At 47.2% G+C, this 18,852-nt stretch carries 17 protein-coding genes; 11 read left to right on the top strand and 6 right to left on the bottom strand.

Features of this window, described 5'->3' with window-relative positions; genetic code table 11:
* The first annotated feature begins 37 nt into the window (after window positions 1-37).
* Complete coding sequence (locus NIES208_RS05555) at window positions 38-1,249, top strand: YihY/virulence factor BrkB family protein (protein ID WP_084176546.1); 1,212 nt, start codon at window positions 38-40, stop codon at window positions 1,247-1,249.
* A 233-nt stretch (window positions 1,250-1,482) separates the two neighbouring features.
* Here the strand turns inward: NIES208_RS05555 and metK are convergent, their stop codons facing one another.
* Window positions 1,483-2,736: a methionine adenosyltransferase gene (gene metK, locus NIES208_RS05560; RefSeq protein ID WP_075890569.1), complete on the bottom strand. Its 1,254-nt coding sequence runs from the start codon at window positions 2,734-2,736 to the stop codon at window positions 1,483-1,485.
* Window positions 2,737-2,916: 180 nt separating this feature from the next.
* Window positions 2,917-3,456 carry a hypothetical protein gene (locus NIES208_RS05565; RefSeq protein WP_216349361.1) on the bottom strand — a complete coding sequence of 180 codons (540 nt, stop codon included), beginning with the start codon at window positions 3,454-3,456 and terminating at the stop codon, window positions 2,917-2,919.
* Between the two features lie 214 nt (window positions 3,457-3,670).
* Between NIES208_RS05565 and NIES208_RS05570 the strand changes: the two genes are divergently transcribed.
* Complete coding sequence (locus NIES208_RS05570) at window positions 3,671-4,843, top strand: glycosyltransferase (RefSeq protein ID WP_075890572.1); 1,173 nt, start codon at window positions 3,671-3,673, stop codon at window positions 4,841-4,843.
* Between the two features lie 529 nt (window positions 4,844-5,372).
* Here NIES208_RS05570 and galE read toward each other — a convergent pair.
* Both galE and NIES208_RS05580 read right to left on the bottom strand, forming a co-directional pair.
* Window positions 5,373-6,374, bottom strand: a complete 1,002-nt coding sequence (galE, locus tag NIES208_RS05575) for a UDP-glucose 4-epimerase GalE (protein ID WP_075890574.1) — start codon at window positions 6,372-6,374, stop codon at window positions 5,373-5,375.
* Between the two features lie 75 nt (window positions 6,375-6,449).
* Window positions 6,450-6,800, bottom strand: coding sequence for a hypothetical protein (locus NIES208_RS05580; protein WP_075890576.1), 351 nt, complete (start codon window positions 6,798-6,800; stop codon window positions 6,450-6,452).
* A gap of 136 nt (window positions 6,801-6,936) precedes the next feature.
* Here NIES208_RS05580 and NIES208_RS05585 point away from each other — a divergent pair, with 136 nt between their 5' ends.
* The 9 genes from NIES208_RS05585 (at window position 6,937) to NIES208_RS05625 (ending at window position 17,403) form a co-directional block, all read left to right on the top strand.
* Window positions 6,937-7,518: a DUF3727 domain-containing protein gene (locus NIES208_RS05585; protein ID WP_075890578.1), complete on the top strand. Its 582-nt coding sequence runs from the start codon at window positions 6,937-6,939 to the stop codon at window positions 7,516-7,518.
* Complete coding sequence (gene mltG, locus NIES208_RS05590) at window positions 7,508-8,596, top strand: endolytic transglycosylase MltG (RefSeq protein WP_075890580.1); 1,089 nt, start codon at window positions 7,508-7,510, stop codon at window positions 8,594-8,596. The genes NIES208_RS05585 and mltG overlap by 11 nt, the downstream gene beginning before the upstream one ends.
* Window positions 8,597-8,791: 195 nt before the next feature.
* A complete protein-coding gene (gene recF / locus NIES208_RS05595) occupies window positions 8,792-9,970 on the top strand; it encodes a DNA replication/repair protein RecF (protein ID WP_075890582.1) in 1,179 nt (392 codons plus the stop codon).
* A 213-nt stretch (window positions 9,971-10,183) separates the two neighbouring features.
* Window positions 10,184-10,804 (top strand): hypothetical protein, encoded by a 621-nt coding sequence (locus NIES208_RS05600; RefSeq protein ID WP_075890584.1) that lies wholly within the window; start codon window positions 10,184-10,186, stop codon window positions 10,802-10,804.
* A 3-nt stretch (window positions 10,805-10,807) separates the two neighbouring features.
* The gene (gene hisS / locus NIES208_RS05605; protein ID WP_075890586.1) at window positions 10,808-12,091 is read left to right on the top strand and encodes a histidine--tRNA ligase; all 1,284 of its coding nucleotides are present in this window, start codon (window positions 10,808-10,810) and stop codon (window positions 12,089-12,091) included.
* A gap of 18 nt (window positions 12,092-12,109) precedes the next feature.
* Window positions 12,110-14,488: a hypothetical protein gene (locus NIES208_RS05610; RefSeq protein WP_075890588.1), complete on the top strand. Its 2,379-nt coding sequence runs from the start codon at window positions 12,110-12,112 to the stop codon at window positions 14,486-14,488.
* A 42-nt stretch (window positions 14,489-14,530) separates the two neighbouring features.
* Window positions 14,531-15,355: an AsmA family protein gene (locus NIES208_RS05615; RefSeq protein ID WP_075890590.1), complete on the top strand. Its 825-nt coding sequence runs from the start codon at window positions 14,531-14,533 to the stop codon at window positions 15,353-15,355.
* Window positions 15,356-15,575: 220 nt separating this feature from the next.
* Window positions 15,576-17,027: a family 10 glycosylhydrolase gene (locus NIES208_RS05620; protein ID WP_225875256.1), complete on the top strand. Its 1,452-nt coding sequence runs from the start codon at window positions 15,576-15,578 to the stop codon at window positions 17,025-17,027.
* A 76-nt stretch (window positions 17,028-17,103) separates the two neighbouring features.
* Window positions 17,104-17,403: a TehB family protein gene (locus NIES208_RS05625; RefSeq protein ID WP_075890594.1), complete on the top strand. Its 300-nt coding sequence runs from the start codon at window positions 17,104-17,106 to the stop codon at window positions 17,401-17,403.
* Between the two features lie 38 nt (window positions 17,404-17,441).
* On the opposite strand, the gene NIES208_RS05630 is transcribed toward NIES208_RS05625, so the two are convergent.
* Window positions 17,442-17,942 carry a tol-pal system YbgF family protein gene (locus NIES208_RS05630; protein ID WP_075890596.1) on the bottom strand — a complete coding sequence of 167 codons (501 nt, stop codon included), beginning with the start codon at window positions 17,940-17,942 and terminating at the stop codon, window positions 17,442-17,444.
* A gap of 166 nt (window positions 17,943-18,108) precedes the next feature.
* Window positions 18,109-18,846 carry a bifunctional 2-polyprenyl-6-hydroxyphenol methylase/3-demethylubiquinol 3-O-methyltransferase UbiG gene (gene ubiG / locus NIES208_RS05635; RefSeq protein ID WP_075890598.1) on the bottom strand — a complete coding sequence of 246 codons (738 nt, stop codon included), beginning with the start codon at window positions 18,844-18,846 and terminating at the stop codon, window positions 18,109-18,111.
* Window positions 18,847-18,852 lie beyond the last annotated feature (6 nt).

The raw sequence follows: 18,852 nt of genomic DNA on the forward strand, positions 1-18,852 counted from the left end.
AAAAAAATTTGGCCTAGCCCATGGCAACCATCCAGCTATGAAACGTTTTTTTCGCTTTTTCCTATACGTCAACCACCAGACGATCTATTGCACCATCCGACAGGCACTCAAACGTCGTCTAGTAGGATTGTCAGCAGAAATTGCGTTTAACGTGATGCTATCACTCTTTCCCATCATCATCATGGCCCTAACCGCCCTGGGATTATTTACAGAAGAGCTTGATACGACAGTGATTCAGCTGGCCAGCTACTACCAAGACGTGATTCCGCCATCAACATGGGAACTCTTAGGGGGGTTTGCCCAAGAAATTAGCGAATCGCCCAACACGAGTTTATTTTCCATCAGTTTTATCGCCACCATTTGGGTTTCGTCCAGTGCGTTAGGTACTGCGATGAATGCCTTAGACCTCATTCACGAAATTCCTCCCAAACAGCGTCGTCCCTTTTGGAAAGCAAAATTAATTTCCATCGTGATTACCATCGGGGCGATCGGTTTATTGCTCTTTGCCTCTTTCTTGGTGCTGCTAGGCGATAGCTTTGTAAAAGTTGGCCTCGATCTCTCCGAGCGCCTACCCGTCGATTCGGGAGGGATACAGGTACTCGTGATTTTGTGGCAACTAATTAGTTTTCCCCTTGCCCTAATTCTCGGTGCAGGCATTGTAGCGATGCTTCTTAATATTCTGACAAGCCCTGCCGATCGCCGTCACCCGATGCGCAAAATCAAGAAAATGTCCTTAGGTTTAGCCGTTGGCGTTTCGTCTTTACTTTTGCTGTGTTTTTTAATCATTTTTATTCAAAAAATCATTGTTAATCTGCAAATTGATTATGATATCGCCAGTTTTATTGTGACTCTCTGGCGATTTCTCAGCTTTCCTGTTGCTTTGGGGATTGTCTCCATTGCCTTTGCCTTTATCTACAGCATGGGTTCTAGCCGCATGATTAAGGGCATGCCCATTTTGCCGGGTGCTGTTGTGGGAGCGGTGTCTTGGGCGGGTATTTCAGCGTTATTTCGTCTCTATGTTTCAAATTTTGGGCAATATAATCGCGTCTATGGTGCTGTCGGAACGGTCATTATTTTAATGTTGTGGTTGCAACTGAGTGCTTTGGTCATGCTTGTGGGAGATCAGCTAAATGCTGTGGTCGGGGAAACAATGCTCATTGATTCGTTAAAGCGTGCGGAGGCTAAAAATGCCAAACAGTCCCAAACATCTAGTGATTATGAAAATTCCCCTCTGCAAGAAGAAGCATAAGGGGAATAATCTTTTATTGAAGGTCAATTCAGGTTAAGGGTTGAGCAGACATACTTTAGAAAAAGGGAAATACGGGGAGGGGGAGACATGGAGAGTAAATTAAAGAGAGTAAATTAAAATCCGCTTTTTTGATCCTCACAATTAATTGTTTGAATGCAAAATCCCCCCTTCACTAGCTCTCCCTTTCACCCCGTCGTCACTCCGGCTCTTTTTCAAACCAAATTCAGGTTAATTTAGGCGATCGCCGCAGAAGCAAACTCCTGTTTGAGGATATCCACCTTATCGAGACGCTCCCAAGGTAGATCTAAATCAGTTCTACCAAAGTGACCATAGGCTGCCACATTTTGGTAAAAACGCCCTTGGCGATCGCCGGGAAGATTACGCAGATCAAACGCCTGAATAATGCCCGCCGGACGGAGCTCAAAATGCTTCTGTACCGCTTCGAGGAGCTTGTCCTCATCCACCTTACCAGTGCCAAAAGTCTCCACCAAAACACTCACCGGGCGCGCCACACCAATCGCGTAGCTCACCTGCACCTCACACTTATCCGCAAGACCCGCTGCCACAATATTTTTGGCGACATAACGACAAGCATAGGACGCACTACGGTCTACCTTTGTGGGATCTTTACCAGAAAAAGCACCGCCACCGTGGCGAGAATAACCACCATAGGTATCAATAATAATTTTGCGACCGGTTAAACCAGAGTCGCCTTGGGGACCACCAATTACAAATTTACCTGTTGGGTTAACCAAGAACTTTGTCTTTTCCGTTAAACCAACGACCGCCTCAGCAAAGACAGGCTCCACAACACTCGCCATTAAATCAGCCTTGATTTTGGCCTGTACATCACTATTTTCAGTGAGACTACCAATCGTTGCCGTGTGCTGCGTCGAAATCAAAATCGTGTCGATCGCCACCGGTTGACCATCTTCATAGGCTACCGTTACTTGGGTTTTACCATCGGGGCCAAGATAATCTAGCTCACCACTTTTGCGCACTTGACTGAGCTTCAAAGAAAGACGGTGAGCCAAGCTAATGGGTAAAGGCATCAACTCCGGCGTTTCGTTGCAAGCATAGCCAAACATTAAACCCTGATCACCAGCACCGATTTGGTCTAACTGATCATCACTGAGCTTGTCCCGTTGCTCTTGGGCACTGGTCACCCCTTGGGCAATATCCGGAGACTGCTCATCAAGGGCAATCAACACAGAACAACTGTTAGCAGAAAAACCATTATCAGCATTGGTATAGCCAATCTCGGCAATTTTCTCGCGAGCCACCTTAATGAAGTTGACATTCGCTTTGGTGGTAATTTCACCAGTAACCACGACTAAGCCTGTGTTCGTGACCACCTCTGCGGCAACACGACTGGCGGGATCTTCAGCAAGGACAGCATCTAGAATGGCATCTGAGATTTGGTCACAGATTTTATCGGGATGCCCTTCTGTTACAGATTCAGAAGTAAAGAGATAACGACGAGACAATGTTGTTGATCCTCTTAAATATATAGATTTACATAACAAAACACGTAGTTTTCCATTCTATCTGTTCGAGTTCCGCCCTTCGGGAATGTCTGCAAAATTGCGCGATGTTTATTGGGGATGCAAAAAATAGCAACGAACCAAAACTATTAGCTTGAAGACTTTACGATAATGGCGAAATCCTTAGTGAAAACCTGTATTGTTACGATGATTTTTCTTGAGTTGTTCGAGCTCTAGCTCAATTTCATCGGGAGTAACGGGTATGGCCTTTTGCTTTGCTGGGGCTTTTGGCTGGGCTGATTGGGAAGGGCGAGTGGTTGGCGGAGATATTTTCTTTTTCGCTGGTTGTGGTGGGGATGTTTTCTGTGGCGGTCTAGCATTTTTTGCCCTAGGGGTGGGAAAACGAATCAGATGTTCAAGGTGGTAGAGGTAAAGGGCGATCGCCGTGTAAAGAATCAGACAGGACACCAAAAATTCTTCTTCGTCAATGAAATCGATGTAGTTTGAATATTGGTTAGAGACGGAGTCCAAGCCGATGGCCATCAATGTGGGGACAACGAATAAAAATGTCGTTAGGGTACAGGCAAAAATCGCCACCATCCAACCGTAAATACCTTCCCACAAACTGTGAATGACTTTTGGTTTGGGCACACCTTTAAGCTGGTGCAAAATATTCTGAAAAACCCAGTGAAAAGCCGTCATCATCGCGACGGGAATCAGCAAAAAGGAAACTAATCCATAGGTATGGGTTCACTAGCCAACTGCTAAGATAAAGCCGGAATAGGACTTGGTTCGGGTGAATCAGGCAAAAGCGGTTTTGTGTCTGAATATGAACAATGTCCAAGATTTGCAAGCCAGTATGCGAAAAAGTTAATTCCAGCCAGCAAGCGCATGGAAATAGATTAACGTAACTACAAAGAATGTGAATTACAGGAATATGTCGAAAGCCTTAAAAATACTTTTTGTCTCAACCAGCTCAGGTTCACAGGGAGGCGGAGAACTGTGTCTAGTTTACCAAGGGCGTGCCCTTGCCAAGCTTGGACATCAAGTCACACTCTGGACATCAACCCACAGCAGGATGGATCCCCTTTGCGAGCAGTTTAGTGAAGTGGGAGAAGTAATTCGCTACGATTACACAAATACCTATGATTACAAATTCCGCTCACTGCAACACTTCACTTCCATATTCAAAAAAGACCAAGGCATTATTGAAAACTGGAAAAAAATAGCACCTGATTTTATCCACCTAAACAAGCAAAATTTAGAAGATGGTTTGGACTTGGTGGCCGCCTTAGAATACGTCGATATTCCAAGTATTGTGTTTTTGCATATTACCCAAAGTGCTTCGTACTTAAAAGCTCAGTATCCCGGTGCTCGGGATTGGGTGGCACGTTATTTTCTAAATCGCTACGCTGGGCCGATTGTAACCACAACGAACCGGCTTGATCAGCTTTGTGATTTTTTGGGACGTAACCATCATATTTATGGTATTGATAACGGGGCTACAGTCCCTGATGCTGATACCTATGCCCAAGTGCGCCAAGAGGGGCGATCGCGTCTTCAAGTCGATGAGGATACATTCTTGATCGTGGGTATCGGTCGCTTAGAAACCCAGAAACGCCCGGATCGTTTTCGTGACATGGCTTACAAGCTCCAAAAGCAAATCCCCGGCAGTGTTGTTCTGTGGGTGGGAGCGGGTCGGTTGGAAGATGAATGGCAAGCTTGGGTCAAGGAGAACGATATTGATGAGTCTCGTTTTAGACGCATCGGGTGGCAAACAAATGTCTTTCCTTATTTAGCTGCATCGGATCTTTATTTGCATCCTGCCGAATTTGAGGGTATGCCCTTTAGTTTGCTAGAAGCGATGGCTTGGAATAACCCCTGTGTCATCATGGATTCTCTGTCTAGGGAGTTGCATTATTTCAATAAGGATGTTGCGATGATTGCGAGTGATGGTAGTGATGATTGGATGTCTAAGGCGCTCGACCCGGGTAGTCGAGATCAGTTAAGCAAAAAAGCGAGAAGTCTCATTGAGCAGAAATTTTCGATTGAGCGCATGGCCCAAGATTATCAAGCTCTTTACCTAGAGACACTCGCTGCAGACCAATAGCTCTAGTAGATGCTGAGAGGATGTTTAAACAGTCTATTTTATTGATGCATCTCTAGATGTTTTCACAGTTCTAGTAGTCTGCAAGCCTTATCTTCTCGCTCGGCTCAAGGCGACAAAAGTTACATCAAGACCCTTTTCAGACAACCTCTTAGAGAATCCAAGGTGATTTAACGTCAGTTATGGATAAGAATTTACAGCCAAGGCCATCAAAGTTGAGACATCTGACAGACCTTAAAGCCTTGTCCTGTAGGGGTTTAACATGTTAAACCCCTACTAATCCTGCCGACGACGACTATAGCTGATATTTCTTGAAAGAAAGGAAGACACGGAGAGGTAGAGACACGGAAAACCAACGAAAATCTGCGTTTTTTGACCCCTAGGATTGTTTGGATAAAACATCTCCCGATCTCTTATTCGCCGCGTCCTATTGCCAAGCATTCTTAAGCAAAACTCAGGGTGATTTAGCGCATGGAAGCAAGTAATCTTTCCGTCCGTCACCGCTATCACTGAACCCTCTAGGCTTGACTCTCTAGGTTTGGTGTCGCTTTTGGTGCCATTGCCAGGCGTGCGCCAAAATTGTTTTTAGGTCTGCGTATTGGGGTTGCCAACCGAGAATTTTCTGGGCTTTCTCGCTGCTTCCCACTAGGGCTGGGGGATCTCCGGGGCGACGGTCGGCGGCGATCGCCTTAATATCTTTCCCGGTTACTTCCCGCGCGGCTTCGATGACTTCTTTGACGGAGAAACCATTACCATTCCCAAGATTAAAGATCTCAGTTTTACCACCTTTTAGCAAATAATCGAGGCCGAGGACATGGGCATCTGCTAGGTCATTGACGTGGATGTAGTCCCGCACACAAGTACCGTCAGGTGTTGGATAATCCGTACCAAACATCGAAATACTCTCTCGTTTACCCAAAGCTGCCATCAAAACGAGTGGAATTAGGTGGGTTTCAGGACTGTGGTCTTCCCCTAGCCGCCCTTGGGGATCCGCTCCTGCCGCATTGAAATAACGAAATATTACCGAACGAAAATTATAGGCTTTGTCAAAATCTTTAAGGGCCTGTTCCACCATTAACTTGCTCATACCATAGGGATTAATGGGATTTTGGGGATGGTCTTCTGGGATGGGAGTCGTTTGCGGTTCGCCGTAGGTGGCACAGGTGGAAGAGAAAACAAAGGATGTAATCCCTGCAGCCATCATCGCTTCGAGGAGGGTGAAAGCATTCATAAAGTTATTGCGGTAATACTTAGCTGGCTGCGCCACGGATTCGCCGACATAGGCATAGGCAGCAAAATGCATCACTGCATCGATATCATGACCCTGAAAAATCTTGTCTAACAACGGGCGATCGCCGGTATCCCCAACAATCAATTTTGCCTTAAGGACAGATTCTACTAAGTCACGGTGACCATAGACCAAATTATCGAGAATGATTACCTCATAGCCCCGCTGCTGCAAACTAAGTACTGCATGGGAACCGATATAACCCGCACCACCACTTACTAAAACCGTCTTTTGGGAATTTGTCATCAACTTTACGCCTAGGCCACTAGCATCACGAAACTATTCAAAATAAGGGTATCGAAAAATTTTGATCAGAAAACGTTAAATCTTTGAGACTTTGCCGTGGAGCCAATCCACCAAGAGCTTCGGGCAATTTTTCATAAACCACCGCCACGCCACAATGCGGAAAACCGGTTTTGAGAGTCGTGCAATGTATTTCATCAGGCCATTGAGGGGACGCTTACGGACTTTTTTGTTGATCAGGTTAACGGAGCCAATGTCGTAGAGACAGTCCAAGATTAATTTGACCGTCGTTTCTTCTCGCAAAAACATTGTTTCGATGATCAAAAACAAATCCTGCAAGCGTTTTTCTTCTTCCTTTAACTCCTCGGCCGTCTTTTCGATGGGGCTTGAGAGATCTTCGGATTTAACGGTAATGGGAGCTTTAGACATGAATATTAGAAAAACGTTGCCATAGGGACATCATAGAAGCAGTTTGGGGGCAAAGGTACAGGAAAACATGACTCCCTAGCGTGATATTCTGAAAATCATTGTTTTGTCTTGTTCTTTTTCCACCCCGAAACTGTCTATGTCTTCGCCTTCTTTTGATTCCGGACGGGAACTTGATGCTCAGGAAATTGTGACCCTGACCGATGCCACCGGGCGATCGCTGGATTGTTATGTAGAAAACGAGATTACGAGTGAAAATATTGACTATTTCCTACTCCAGCCTGTCGATTTACCGATTGTGATTTTGGCTTGGGATGATGACGCGGAAGACGAAGACATCCCTGAGACAGAAATGGTCGAAGATCCCGAAGAACTACAAGAGATTTTCCTTGATGCCAAGGCTGTTTTAAGCGAGTTGGAACTAACGCTCAAAGATACCGCTTATGTGATGACCATTAGCGGCGAAATTCCCCCTTTAAAGGAAGAGGATATTTTGTCTTTAGAGATTGAAGATGATGAAGCGTCTCGCCTCGAACCGGAAGAATTACAACTGCTGACGGATTTTTATCATTTAGAGCAGCACTATAGTATTTATACGCCCATTGACCCTTATTTATTCTTTGCCCGGGCGACTGGAGATGATGAGCTAGAAATGCTGGATCTCAGTGACCCAAAGGTGAAAGATTTAGTCGATCTTTTAATTATTCAAGATGACGAGTAGTAATGCCGCTCCGAAAACACAGCCAGTCCGTCGTCGCCGTCGCCGGTTTCCTTGGTTTTTCTTTTTATTGATTGTGGTGTCTGGTGTGAGTTTTTGGCAGAGCTGGGCTTGGTGGCGCTGGAGTATTTCTCCCACGACTGCCCTTGATGAGGCGGTACAGTTACAAATTTCTCCGGGGACATCGTCCCAGCAAATCGGGCAAGATTTACATGATTTGGGTTTAATTCGCTCAGAAAAGGCTTGGAAGGTTTGGTCTCTGTGGCTCAGGCTATCGCAACAGGGGGGCAGTTTTAAGGCGGGAACTTATCAGCTCAGCCTCAATGAGGATTTGCCGGCGATCGCCGCAACGATTTGGGCAGGAGATGTGGTGCAGACAAGCATCACGATTCCCGAAGGTTGGTCATTACAGCAGATGGCAGAATACTTTGAAGGCGAAGGGCTCTTTTCTGCGGAAGATTTTTTAGCGGCGACCAAGCAAGTTCCTCGGGATAAATTTGCATGGCTCCCTGCCAATTTGCCCTATTTAGAAGGATTTCTTTACCCTGACACTTATTTTCTGAGTAAAAATGAGCCTGAACCCCAAGCCATTATCGATCAAATGTTGGCGCGTTTTGAGGAGATCGCCCTGCCTCTCTATAACGATGCGGAAGTTCCCCTTGGGTTATCTCTAAATGAATGGGTGGCATTCGCTAGCATTATCGAAAAAGAGGCCGTTGTCGCCGAGGAGCGGGATATTATTGCCGGTGTGTTTGCTAACCGTTTACAGCGGGGCATGAGGCTCGAAACAGACCCAACCGTTGAATATGCCCTCAATATTCGTCAAACAAAAGAGCAGCCCCTGACCTTTGAACAAATTCGGGTAGATTCTCCCTACAATACCTATCGCTATACCGGACTGCCCCCGACGGCGATCGCCGCCCCCGGTTTACCCGCTTTAAAGGCAGCTTTAGCACCTGCGGAGACAGACTATCTCTTTTTTGTCGCGAGATACGACGGCACCCATGTCTTTAGTAAAACCCTTGCAGAACACGAAGCCGCCACTAAAGAAATTCGTGCATCGGTTAACTCAGAGTCATAAAACCGTAGACGCGATTTGCTAGAAAAATTTGCTTTTCTCCATTGTTTTCCCACAGCGAAAAAGCCATAAACAACATTTTTTTTGACTGGGGCGATCGCCGAAAAAGCCGACCCTTTAACCACATTTTTTTCTAAAAATCAGCAAGGATTTTTGCGGTAAAATCAGGAGTCCATCTAGGCATGTCGCCAAGGAGCTATGTTCCTCAAAAGTCTCCATCTCCGCAACTTTCGAAACTACCGCGACCAATACATCGACTTTACCGCCCAAAAAACAATTTTGATCGGGAACAATGCCCAAGGAAAATCAAACCTCCTAGAGGCTGTGGAGCTACTCTCGACCCTAAAAACCCACCGCACTAGCCGTGATCTTGACCTCGTACTAAAATCTGAGCCTAGCGGATCATTACAGGCGGTCATTGAACGGACGTATGGTGATTCTGAGTTGAATGCCGTCTTGCGGGTAAAGGGGAGACGTACGTTAGTGCTCAATGGTGAAACCGTTCGTCGTCAGATGGATGCCCTCGGAACTTTGAATTCGGTGCAATTTTCGAGCCTTGATCTCGATCTTGTCAGGGGTGGCCCAGATTATCGTCGCAACTGGATTGATGGGCTTTTAGTGCAGCTAGAACCTCTCTATGCCCACATCGCCCAGCAGTACCAGCAAGTTCTTCGGCAACGGAATGCCCTCCTCAAAAAAATCCGCAAGCTCAATCAAGAGGGGGGAGCGGTTTCTTCAGGAATAACCCAAGAACTCCAGCTGTGGGATCTGCAACTGGCGGCGGCCGGATCGAGGGTGACAAGGCGGCGATCGCGGGGTTTAGGAAGATTGATTCCCTTGGCGCAAAAATGGCATCATGAAATTAGTAGCCAAACCGAAAATTTAGTCATCACCTACAGACCTAATGTCCTTTGGACTGACGATGATCCTGAGGTGGTGCAGCAAGCTTTTTTAGAAAAAATAGAACAACGACGCACGGCGGAAAAACACCAAGGCAGCAGCATGGTGGGAACCCATCGCGATGAAATTGAATTTGAGATTAATGGCACACCTGCCCGATTTTACGGTTCCCAAGGCCAGCAGAGAACTTTAGTTTTAGCCCTTAAATTAGCTGAATTACAGTTAATTGAAGAAGTGGTCGGGGAGCCGCCATTATTGTTGTTAGACGATGTTTTAGCAGAACTTGATCCGTCGCGACAAAATCAGCTCCTAGAAACTATTCAGTCGCGGTTTCAAACTATTATCACCACCACTCATCTAAACTCCTTTGATGCCAACTGGCTTAAGCATTCGCAAATCGTGACGGTAGAGCAAGGACATCTCCAAGAGTTAGAAATGGCTAAAGAAATACCGCTTGCTGGCGATCGCCAATCATAGTTGCGCCAATAAATTCTATAGGGGCTTAACATGTTAGGCCCCACTATAAAAAGGTTTTGACTGTGTAAAAGTCCCGTTTTCATCCTGCATAAAAATACAATTTATTCGCCTGACAGCGACACTTTTGAAGCTTGAAGAGATCGTAAGGAGGATGACAAGATTTGAAAAATCATAATAATGTAGAAAATAATCTTTCTGTAGTACTTTTCGCCCATGCCTGCTGAGCCGCCAAAATCCAGACCGATTCAAACACCGAATCCGGCAAACTATAGTAGCCCATCTGTACCAATTTCTGTGTACAAGCAGCTCGCTGGAGAGTTGAATGTGGTGAAAACAGAAGTAATTGCGTTGAAATCTGAAAATCAACAATTGCGTTCTAATAATCAAAAATTACAAAACCAAGTTCACCAAGTGATCCAGGCCGCAGAACACCTCAAGCAAATGGTGAATCGCTATGATTTTGGTGCAGAAACCTACCAAGTGCGGGTACAAAGTGTGCCGCCACAGCCCCAGCAAAGTATGCCGCCACAGCCCCAGCCTCAACTACCAGCCGCAGCACCTCACACCCAAGCGCCTCAACCTGTACAGCAGATGACTCAAAACGGTTCAGTGCCCCAGTACGCACCGTCGCCCACAGTCCAGCCAACAGCCAAGCCGAAGCAGGTTGCGACTGTTACCCAGCCAGATCTTGCGAGCTCTGAGGAGGTTGAGGGGGGCGTTAATGGTTGGTGGATTGTCATTGTGGCGATCGCCATTATTCTGACGGCCTTTGGGGCTGGATACATGGTAGTTTTACCTCTGCTGAACAATAACAACAACACACCATCCCAGTAATCTATGGCAAATATTCAGGCACTCAGGGGAACAAAGGATATCTATGCACCAGAAATCGCCCATTGGCAACAGGTAGAAGCGGTGGTGCGTGATTGCTTGGGGCGGGCTGCTTATCAGGAAATTCGTACGCCTATCTTTGAGCAAACGGATCTCTTTGAACGGGGCATTGGTGAAGCGACGGATGTGGTTAGTAAGGAAATGTATTCCTTTACCGACCGCGGCGATCGCCCCATTACCCTACGTCCGGAAGGGACAGCAGGTGCGGTGCGAGCCTATATCGAACGGAAATTATTTGCCCAAGGCGGTGTACAGCGACTGTGGTATACCGGCCCTATGTTTCGCTATGAACGTCCCCAAGCCGGTCGCCAACGGCAATTTCACCAAGTGGGGGTAGAGGTGCTCGGCAGTGATGATGCCCGCGCTGATGTGGAAGTGATCGGGATCGCCACGGAAATTTTACAAAAACTCGGTTTAAAAAATCTGAGTTTACAGCTGAATTCTGTCGGTAATGGGGAAGATCGCCAGCGCTACCGTGATGCTTTGGTGGAATATTTAACGCCTTTTAAAGCGGATCTAGATCAAGATTCTCAAGATCGTCTCGACCGTAATCCGTTACGCATTCTCGACAGCAAAGATCAGAAAACCCAAGAAATTGCAAAAAATGCCCCCAGCATTATTGATTATCTCGGCGATCGCTCTAAAGCTCACTTTGAGCAGGTGCAGGCTTCCTTAACGGCGCTGGATATTACCTATACCCTCAATCCTTGTTTGGTGCGAGGCTTAGATTATTACACCCACACGGCGTTTGAAATCCAGTCTAATGATCTGGGTGCTCAAGCAACAGTGTGTGGCGGCGGTCGTTACGATGGCCTCGTTGCAGAACTTGGTGGCCCTGAGACTGCGGCAGTGGGTTGGGCGATTGGTTTAGAACGTCTCGTAATTTTGTTGCAGCAGTTAGCAGAAGCTCCCCCATCGACTTTAGATTTTTATGTGGTTTCTCGCGGTGAGGCGGCTGAGGCGGCATCGGTAATTTTGGCGCATAAACTGCGATTTGCGGGATTTTCTGTGGAGCTAGATCTTAGTGGTAGTGCTTTTGGGAAACAGTTTAAACGGGCTGACCGCAGTGGGGCGATCGCCTGTCTGGTGATTGGTGATCATGAAGCAGAAAATGATCAGGTGCAACTGAAGTGGCTCCAGACCAAGGAACAGCAAACCCTTGCACAATCTGAACTACTCGCTAATATCGAACAATGGCAACAAAAAATCAGTCGGGCTAGACAGGCATAAACCATAGGACTTTTTGCGATGGGTAACTGGGACTTTCTCTTACAAAAAAAAGGCGATCGCCAGTGGGGGACGGCGCACAAATCAGACCTCAAGCTGAAGGCTGGCAATTATCGGATTGCGGCCAAGGGTGATGCCAGTGTAGATGTGGCCGTTACGGTTCAGTTTGTGAGTGCTGCGGCCAGTGCGGATGAGCCACCTAAGGTGCAATCTCGCGCCAAACGTACTAATGCCAAGGGATTGCTGGCGATCGTTCCCTTTACCCAATTCAAACCGGGTCAATGGACAATTACCTGTCAAAGTCTAGATGTTGACAATCCTTGGGAAAAAACCCTCAGTATTTACGTTAAGGAGGCGATCGCCAAACCAAAAACCTTTCGTCCCCTACCATTACCCCCCAATCCCAATTTATTTTCCTTTGATGGTTCCCTTAACCTCAACGAAAAAACGTCTGCCGCAGCTGTCGAAACGGAGCAAAGCGAAACAGAAGAAACCGTTTTAGACCGCTCCCTCGCTAAATTAATGGCGACCCAAAATGGTGATCCCGCTGCCACCGAAAATCTGAAGGCAACAGTGGCCAGTACACTGCAAGATCTGGAAGAATCACCAGCCGTAGAAGATGCAGAACCGGAAGACTGGCGTGATACGGAAACAGCCGCCGGGTTATTACAAGGCTCATTACAAGAACTAGATGATCTCCTCAAAGCTGAGCTAGAGCCCATTTGGCAGGAAATGGATAAAGCGGCTCAGGAACGAGTCCCTGCCCCAGAGGCTGAACCCTCAAAGCCAGACTTTTTGACCATTGTCCTAGAGCAACATGTTTTAACTTGGCAAGGGGATCGCCCTGTGGTGATTACGGGGGAATTGCAGGCGACCAAAGACATTCCAGAGCAATATCAGCCTGCCCTGAGACAGGTGAAGCTCCGTTTTCAACTGGTTAATCCTCAAAATGCCCAACAGCAGGTCACCGTTGAACAACAGCTCAATGATCCCCAACTGCCCCATGGTTTCCGTCAAATTATTGCCGTTGATCCCCAGTGGCAAACCTTAGCAATTGTCGGTGAAATTGATGTCGTGACCAATGAGCAGCCGCCGCAGATTTTAGCGACCCAAAGTCTCCATCTTGTGGCAGATTATCAGGCGATCGCCGCAAATATTCAGCTACCGGAAGTGCCTCCCGAAGACGAATCCCTATTAGAAGAGAGCAGCGATCCTCGTGGCATTGATTTACCGGAGCCTGAGACGTTTATCGTGGCAGAAAAAGTCGTTGAAACAGGCCCCAATGGGTCGATTTTGCCCCCTAAATTACACCATCAAGAACGCACAACTCCCCACACCCCAGAGCTGCCCACTTTTATGCAGACCCCGGCGAAAGCTGAGGAGCCGCCCATGGGTGAAGCTGTCCTTGAAGACTCAGCAAATTCAGAAAATATTGCATCGTCTGTGGAGATAGAACCGGAAATCCCAGCCCTACCCGGTGGTGATGCACCGGTGGTGATGCAAGGGCGATCGCCCGCTAATGATGATCATCACGGAACGGCAACGGTCGACCCTGACGATATCCCCTATCCTTTTGTCCTTAGCCCAGAGGAAACAGGCACTGCCACCACGAGCGAGGGTCAACAGCCCGAAACCGTCTCCCCGGAAGTAACGGCAAATATTGAAGAATCTGAAGCAGAAGCCACAACAGGTGTGCCAGATCTAGATTGGAACTCCCGATTCTTTCAGCGGCTGAATACAATGGCATCGGAAGGGGAAAATTCTGCGTGGCTAGAGGAGGCTCAGCAACATAAAGACAATGATTCGGTGGTGATTTTCCAAAAAGATGTAATGGCAATGGAGCCTCTCGTACCGGAACAACAGGAGGAAGAGCTGCCCGACACGATGGAAATTGTTGTGGATAGCCTGTGGGACGAAACGGAAGAAGTCACGACACCAACGAACCCTGTAGAACCGAGTTATGATGCCTCTGGGTTGCCCTATCCGACCGAATTTGTGGACAAAACCACGGCTACTGACGGGGCAATTCAGTCTTCTCAACCTGTGCCGGAACCAGTTTTAAGTTTAAGCAAACCGGAATACCGTTCGGAGGATATGGCTGTGGTACGGGTTACTTTGCCGCCCTACGGCGATCGCCTCTATGTCAAGCTCTGGCTTCAAGATCGCCAAACCCGTAGTATTTTGGGTGGCCCCTACCAGCTCACAGATTTTACGCCGAACCAAGACGGCGACGCAGAAACATTAATGCAAGTGCCCATTCCCCAAGGAGCCATGGAAGTTCGCTTTGAGGCGATCGCCATTAATCCGCGTTTGCAACAAGAAAGTCGCAAGGTGGGCGTAGACCGTCATGTTATTCCTCGAAATTTTTCAGAAATGAATTGGGATGACCTTGAAGTCTAACGGGCAACCTTTAAATCCCTCGGTTGAACTGGGGCACAATCCATGAATAAAACTCTGACGATTATCGGCGGGGCGATCGCCGGACTCGCAATACTGGGCGCTGGCGGCTACGTTTTAGCAGATTCGTGGCTAGACAGTAAAGCCGAAACAGAAGTCGAAAACCAACTATTAGAAGCAACAGGCGGCATGGCAGCAGTCGGTAGCGCCGATGTGCAGTTATTACGCCAGAGGGTTGCCTTTACAGATATTCAGCTCAACGGTATCGAGGGCATTGCCAGCGAAAACCTCCTCAATATTCAACAACTCGTTTTAGATAAACCAAGGTTTCAAGGAAAAAAAGTCAACGTTGATGCCGCCACAGTCGAAGGGATTACCATCAATATTGACGGCGACACCAGTCAAATACAGGCCGCTCTTGCCTCCTTTAGCCATGCCAATGTCGATTTTGAGCAAATGTCTAAGGATTTGTCCGGTAATGCTAGCTCTACGACCCAAGCTAATGGTTCTAGCGCTGCCAATGGCTTTACGATTGACGAACTTAATATCGAGGCGATCGCCATTAACCTTGACCTTGCAGTACCTTGGCAACAGCAGCGACTACAACACACCATCACCATTCCAGCAACGACAATCACAAATGTCACCGACGAAAACATTGCCGAGAAAGTAATACTTGCCCTAGGAGAACCCGCTTTCCGCAATTTACAAACTCTGTTTCTCCAGCAAATTTTGCCGAGTTCCCTCGAAGAGTTACAACAATCTCTGCCGACTGAAATTGACCTATCCAATATTCAGTTACCCGAAGGCATGGAATTGCCGGAAACCATTGAATTACCATCGATTAAGCTACCCGAGTCGAAGAACTAATCTCAGAAATTAGCGTCAATGGTAGCGGTAGTCGGTAAGTTTATCTCACAATTTGTGATCCTAATGACAAATGACGGTAAATTTTTTTGTCATCTTCACCGGAAAACAGGTAATGAGAGACGAAAACTTATTTGCTATGATTCGCAAACAGTCCAGTGTGGCGCATTAATCTATGGGTGGTTTCGGTTTCTCTAAATTCTTTCGATTCAAGCAGCGCTTAATGGCTGTTTCCCTTGCCCTCGGTATGGGTAGCCTCAGTCCTTTGATGCTTTGGTCACAACCAGCCCAAGCAAAACCAAACCAGTATTGTCGGCTCGATGCAAAGACCATCGCCGCGAAAGATGCGCTCCGGGAAAAAGCCTTTAGTGGTGACCAAGCTGCCCAACAGGAGTATACAAAGCTCCTCAACGACCATGGCAAACAGCTTAATACCTGTCGTCAAGAAAATTGGCCACAGGATCAAGCCATGTGGCTGCGGGTGTATCCCTGTGATACCAAACCCGGCGTTATCGACAAAGTTTTAGATGACATCGTCAACAAAGGCTACGACCACCTTTATCTTGAAGTTTTTTACGATAGTCAAGCACTGATTCCAGCCAGCCAAAATAATACGGCTTGGCCGTCGGTATTAAAAACGCCGGGTCTCGAAGATCGGGATTTAATGGCGGAAATTATTGCCAAGGGTCATGCCCGTGGTCTAAAAGTTTATGCTTGGATGTTCGGCTTGAATTTCGGCTATGTCTACGCCAATCGCGGCGATCGCCGCCATGTGATGGCTCGCAATGGTTTTGGACAAACCAGCCTAGACTTTGTGAAAGATGGCGCTCAGGCCTTTGCCGATCCTTACAATCGCACCGCCCAAGAAGACTATTACAACCTTGTTAAAGAAATTCTGAAGCGCAAACCCGATGGTGTGCTGTTTGACTACATTCGCTATCCCCGTGGCACAGGTACACAATCCGTGACGGCATCGGTAAATGATCTCTGGATTTACAGTTCCGCGGCGACCCAAGCTTTATATAATCGCGCTCAGAATAATCAAGGTTTAGCCCTCATCGAAAAATATTTGCGTAATCGTAAAATTACAGTTTCTGACGTTGCGACTGTCCGCGCAAAATTCCCCAATGAAGATGTCCCCCGCTGGCAAGGGCGCATTATAACCAATTACGAAAAAAATCTCTCCAATACCCAGTTACACCAGCGCCTGCAAAATGACCTGTGGAACTTAACTGTTGGTCATGCAGCGCAGGGTGTCGTTGATTTTGTTACCCTTGTTTCCCAAGCACCACAACGGCAGGGCGTTCCCGCTGGAGCTGTCTTTTTCCCCGGCGGCAATCAAATTGTCGGGCAGCGGGGCTTTGATTCGCGTTTGCAACCTTGGGATAAGTTTCCTGCTTCTTTGGAATGGCATGCCATGTCCTACAGTGTTTGCGGTAGTCCCCAATGCATCGTCAATGAAATTGCGCGGGTGGTGCGTTTTGCTTCTCCTAGTACTCAAATTATTCCGGCGTTGGCTGGGGATTGGGATCGCGCCATTGGCAAACGACCTTCGCTCAAAGACCAAATGGCGGCGATTCGCGCTAATTTTCCGCAAATTGATAGTGTGAGCCACTTTGCCTATTCGTGGCAGGAACCGGCTTCGGACAATGAACGGAAATTCTGTCGTGTGTAGGATTGCTCAATCGCTGGGCAGGTGTCATGATCCTGATGGGGGAATCCTTAGTCCGTGTGAGAAGAGGCTAAATTTGATGCTGGATAAGCTACCTGATCATCTTGTCGCTTACAAAAAAACGCCAGAATTCACTGAGATTTCCACACCCCAAAGTTTACGTCATGGTCATAATACGAAGGCTGGGGTATGGGGCAAGATTGTGGTGCTGGCAGGTCAGCTCATCTATCGTATTTTGGAGCCGACTGTCGAAGAAATTGTGTTGACTTCGGGACAAGTTGGTATCGTTGAGCCGACTGTCCGCCATGAGGTGGTACCGGGTGACGATGGGCGTTTTTATGTGGAGTTTTACCGGGATCCTTCGTCTCACGGCGATTAAGGTTAGTAGATGGGATTGCTTTTCGCTGGGGTGGGTGTTTAGAATCCGGCGATCGCCCATGCTCCTAAACCTAAGACACCCAGACCTAAGGCAACCCAAACAAACTGATTATCCTCGGTTTCTATTTGGGAAAGATCTTCAAAATCTTCAATCGATAATTCCTTTTCGATAGGCTTGGACTTTCCTTCCACATAGAGGATTTTCGCTGGCTCAAAATTTTCCATGCTAGGAATTTCTGTCAGCCACTCCTTGGGGCGTTCTAATTTCGGTGCTTCCAAGATATAAAGTTGTCGACGGGCGCGATCTGCTGTCCTCGGAAAAGGGTGGGTTGTTAATTCGCGACAAAGATTAATTGCATCGTCCATTTGGTTATTGGCTTGGTAGGCGTTAGCGAGCCATAAACCCAGTTCACCGCCCTCACTAGAGGCTTTCGGGACATTGGCGATCGCCTCAAGGAAACGATCTCGACTAACGCGATACTCGCCTTGTAAAAATGCGTCTTTTCCTTCTTCAAACAAAATAATTGTGGTTGTATCCATGTGCCATCGGAAAATTAAGCTGGGCAACAGATATAAAAGGTAGCACTAATTTATTTACCGGGTGGCGTTCTGGAGAAGGAAAAAGGGCGATCGCCGATATCTTGATGTTGTCATATCAAAAATAAATATTTTTTTGATGTAGAAAGTGTTTTGCCGATTACCTTTGTTAACGTCTTTTTTTTGCAATGCCGATGTAAAAAACGTCTGTATTGTCGTCAAAATTCACCCGGAAGTTTTCCGTTTGCCAGTAGTGCAACAGTGTTTGGAATTGGGCAAGGGGAGTCCGCCCAAACAGATCAAATCCCTGAATCTGAATATCGGAGAGTCCTGCTGAGATTAGGTTTTGTTCTAATTCTTCTGGCGGCACAAACTGATGCCAATCGTGGATGCCGCGCGGAATGAGCCGTAACCAATTTTCTAGCAGCCAAATCATGATGAATCGCGATCGCCAAGTGCGATTGAGGGTATCGAACAAAAATAAACCGCCGGGTTTCAGTACACGACTAATCTCTGCGACTGTGGCAGGGACACTTTCCACATGCTCCAACACATCGACACAGGTCACAATGTCAAAGCGATCGCCCTGAAATGGCAACTTTTCCGACACGCCCGTGTGATAGTCAATCTCCAGACTCATCAGATCCGCATGATCTTGAGCTGCGCTAATGCAGGCAGATGATTGATCGATGCCGGTAACGATAGCGCCTCGCTGGGCTAAAAATTCGCAGGTATAGCCGCCGCCACAACCCACATCCAGCACTTGTAGACCGCTCCAATCGGGAACGTATTGATCAAAAAATTGAAAGCGGAGGGGATTGAGCTTACTCAGCGGAAAAATAGTGGCTGTTTCACTCCACCATTGGGCAGCTTGTCGGTCGTAAAATGCGAGATCGTTGCGTACCATCAGGGT

The organism is [Limnothrix rosea] IAM M-220, from assembly GCF_001904615.1.
Lineage (GTDB): Bacteria > Cyanobacteriota > Cyanobacteriia > Cyanobacteriales > MRBY01 > MRBY01.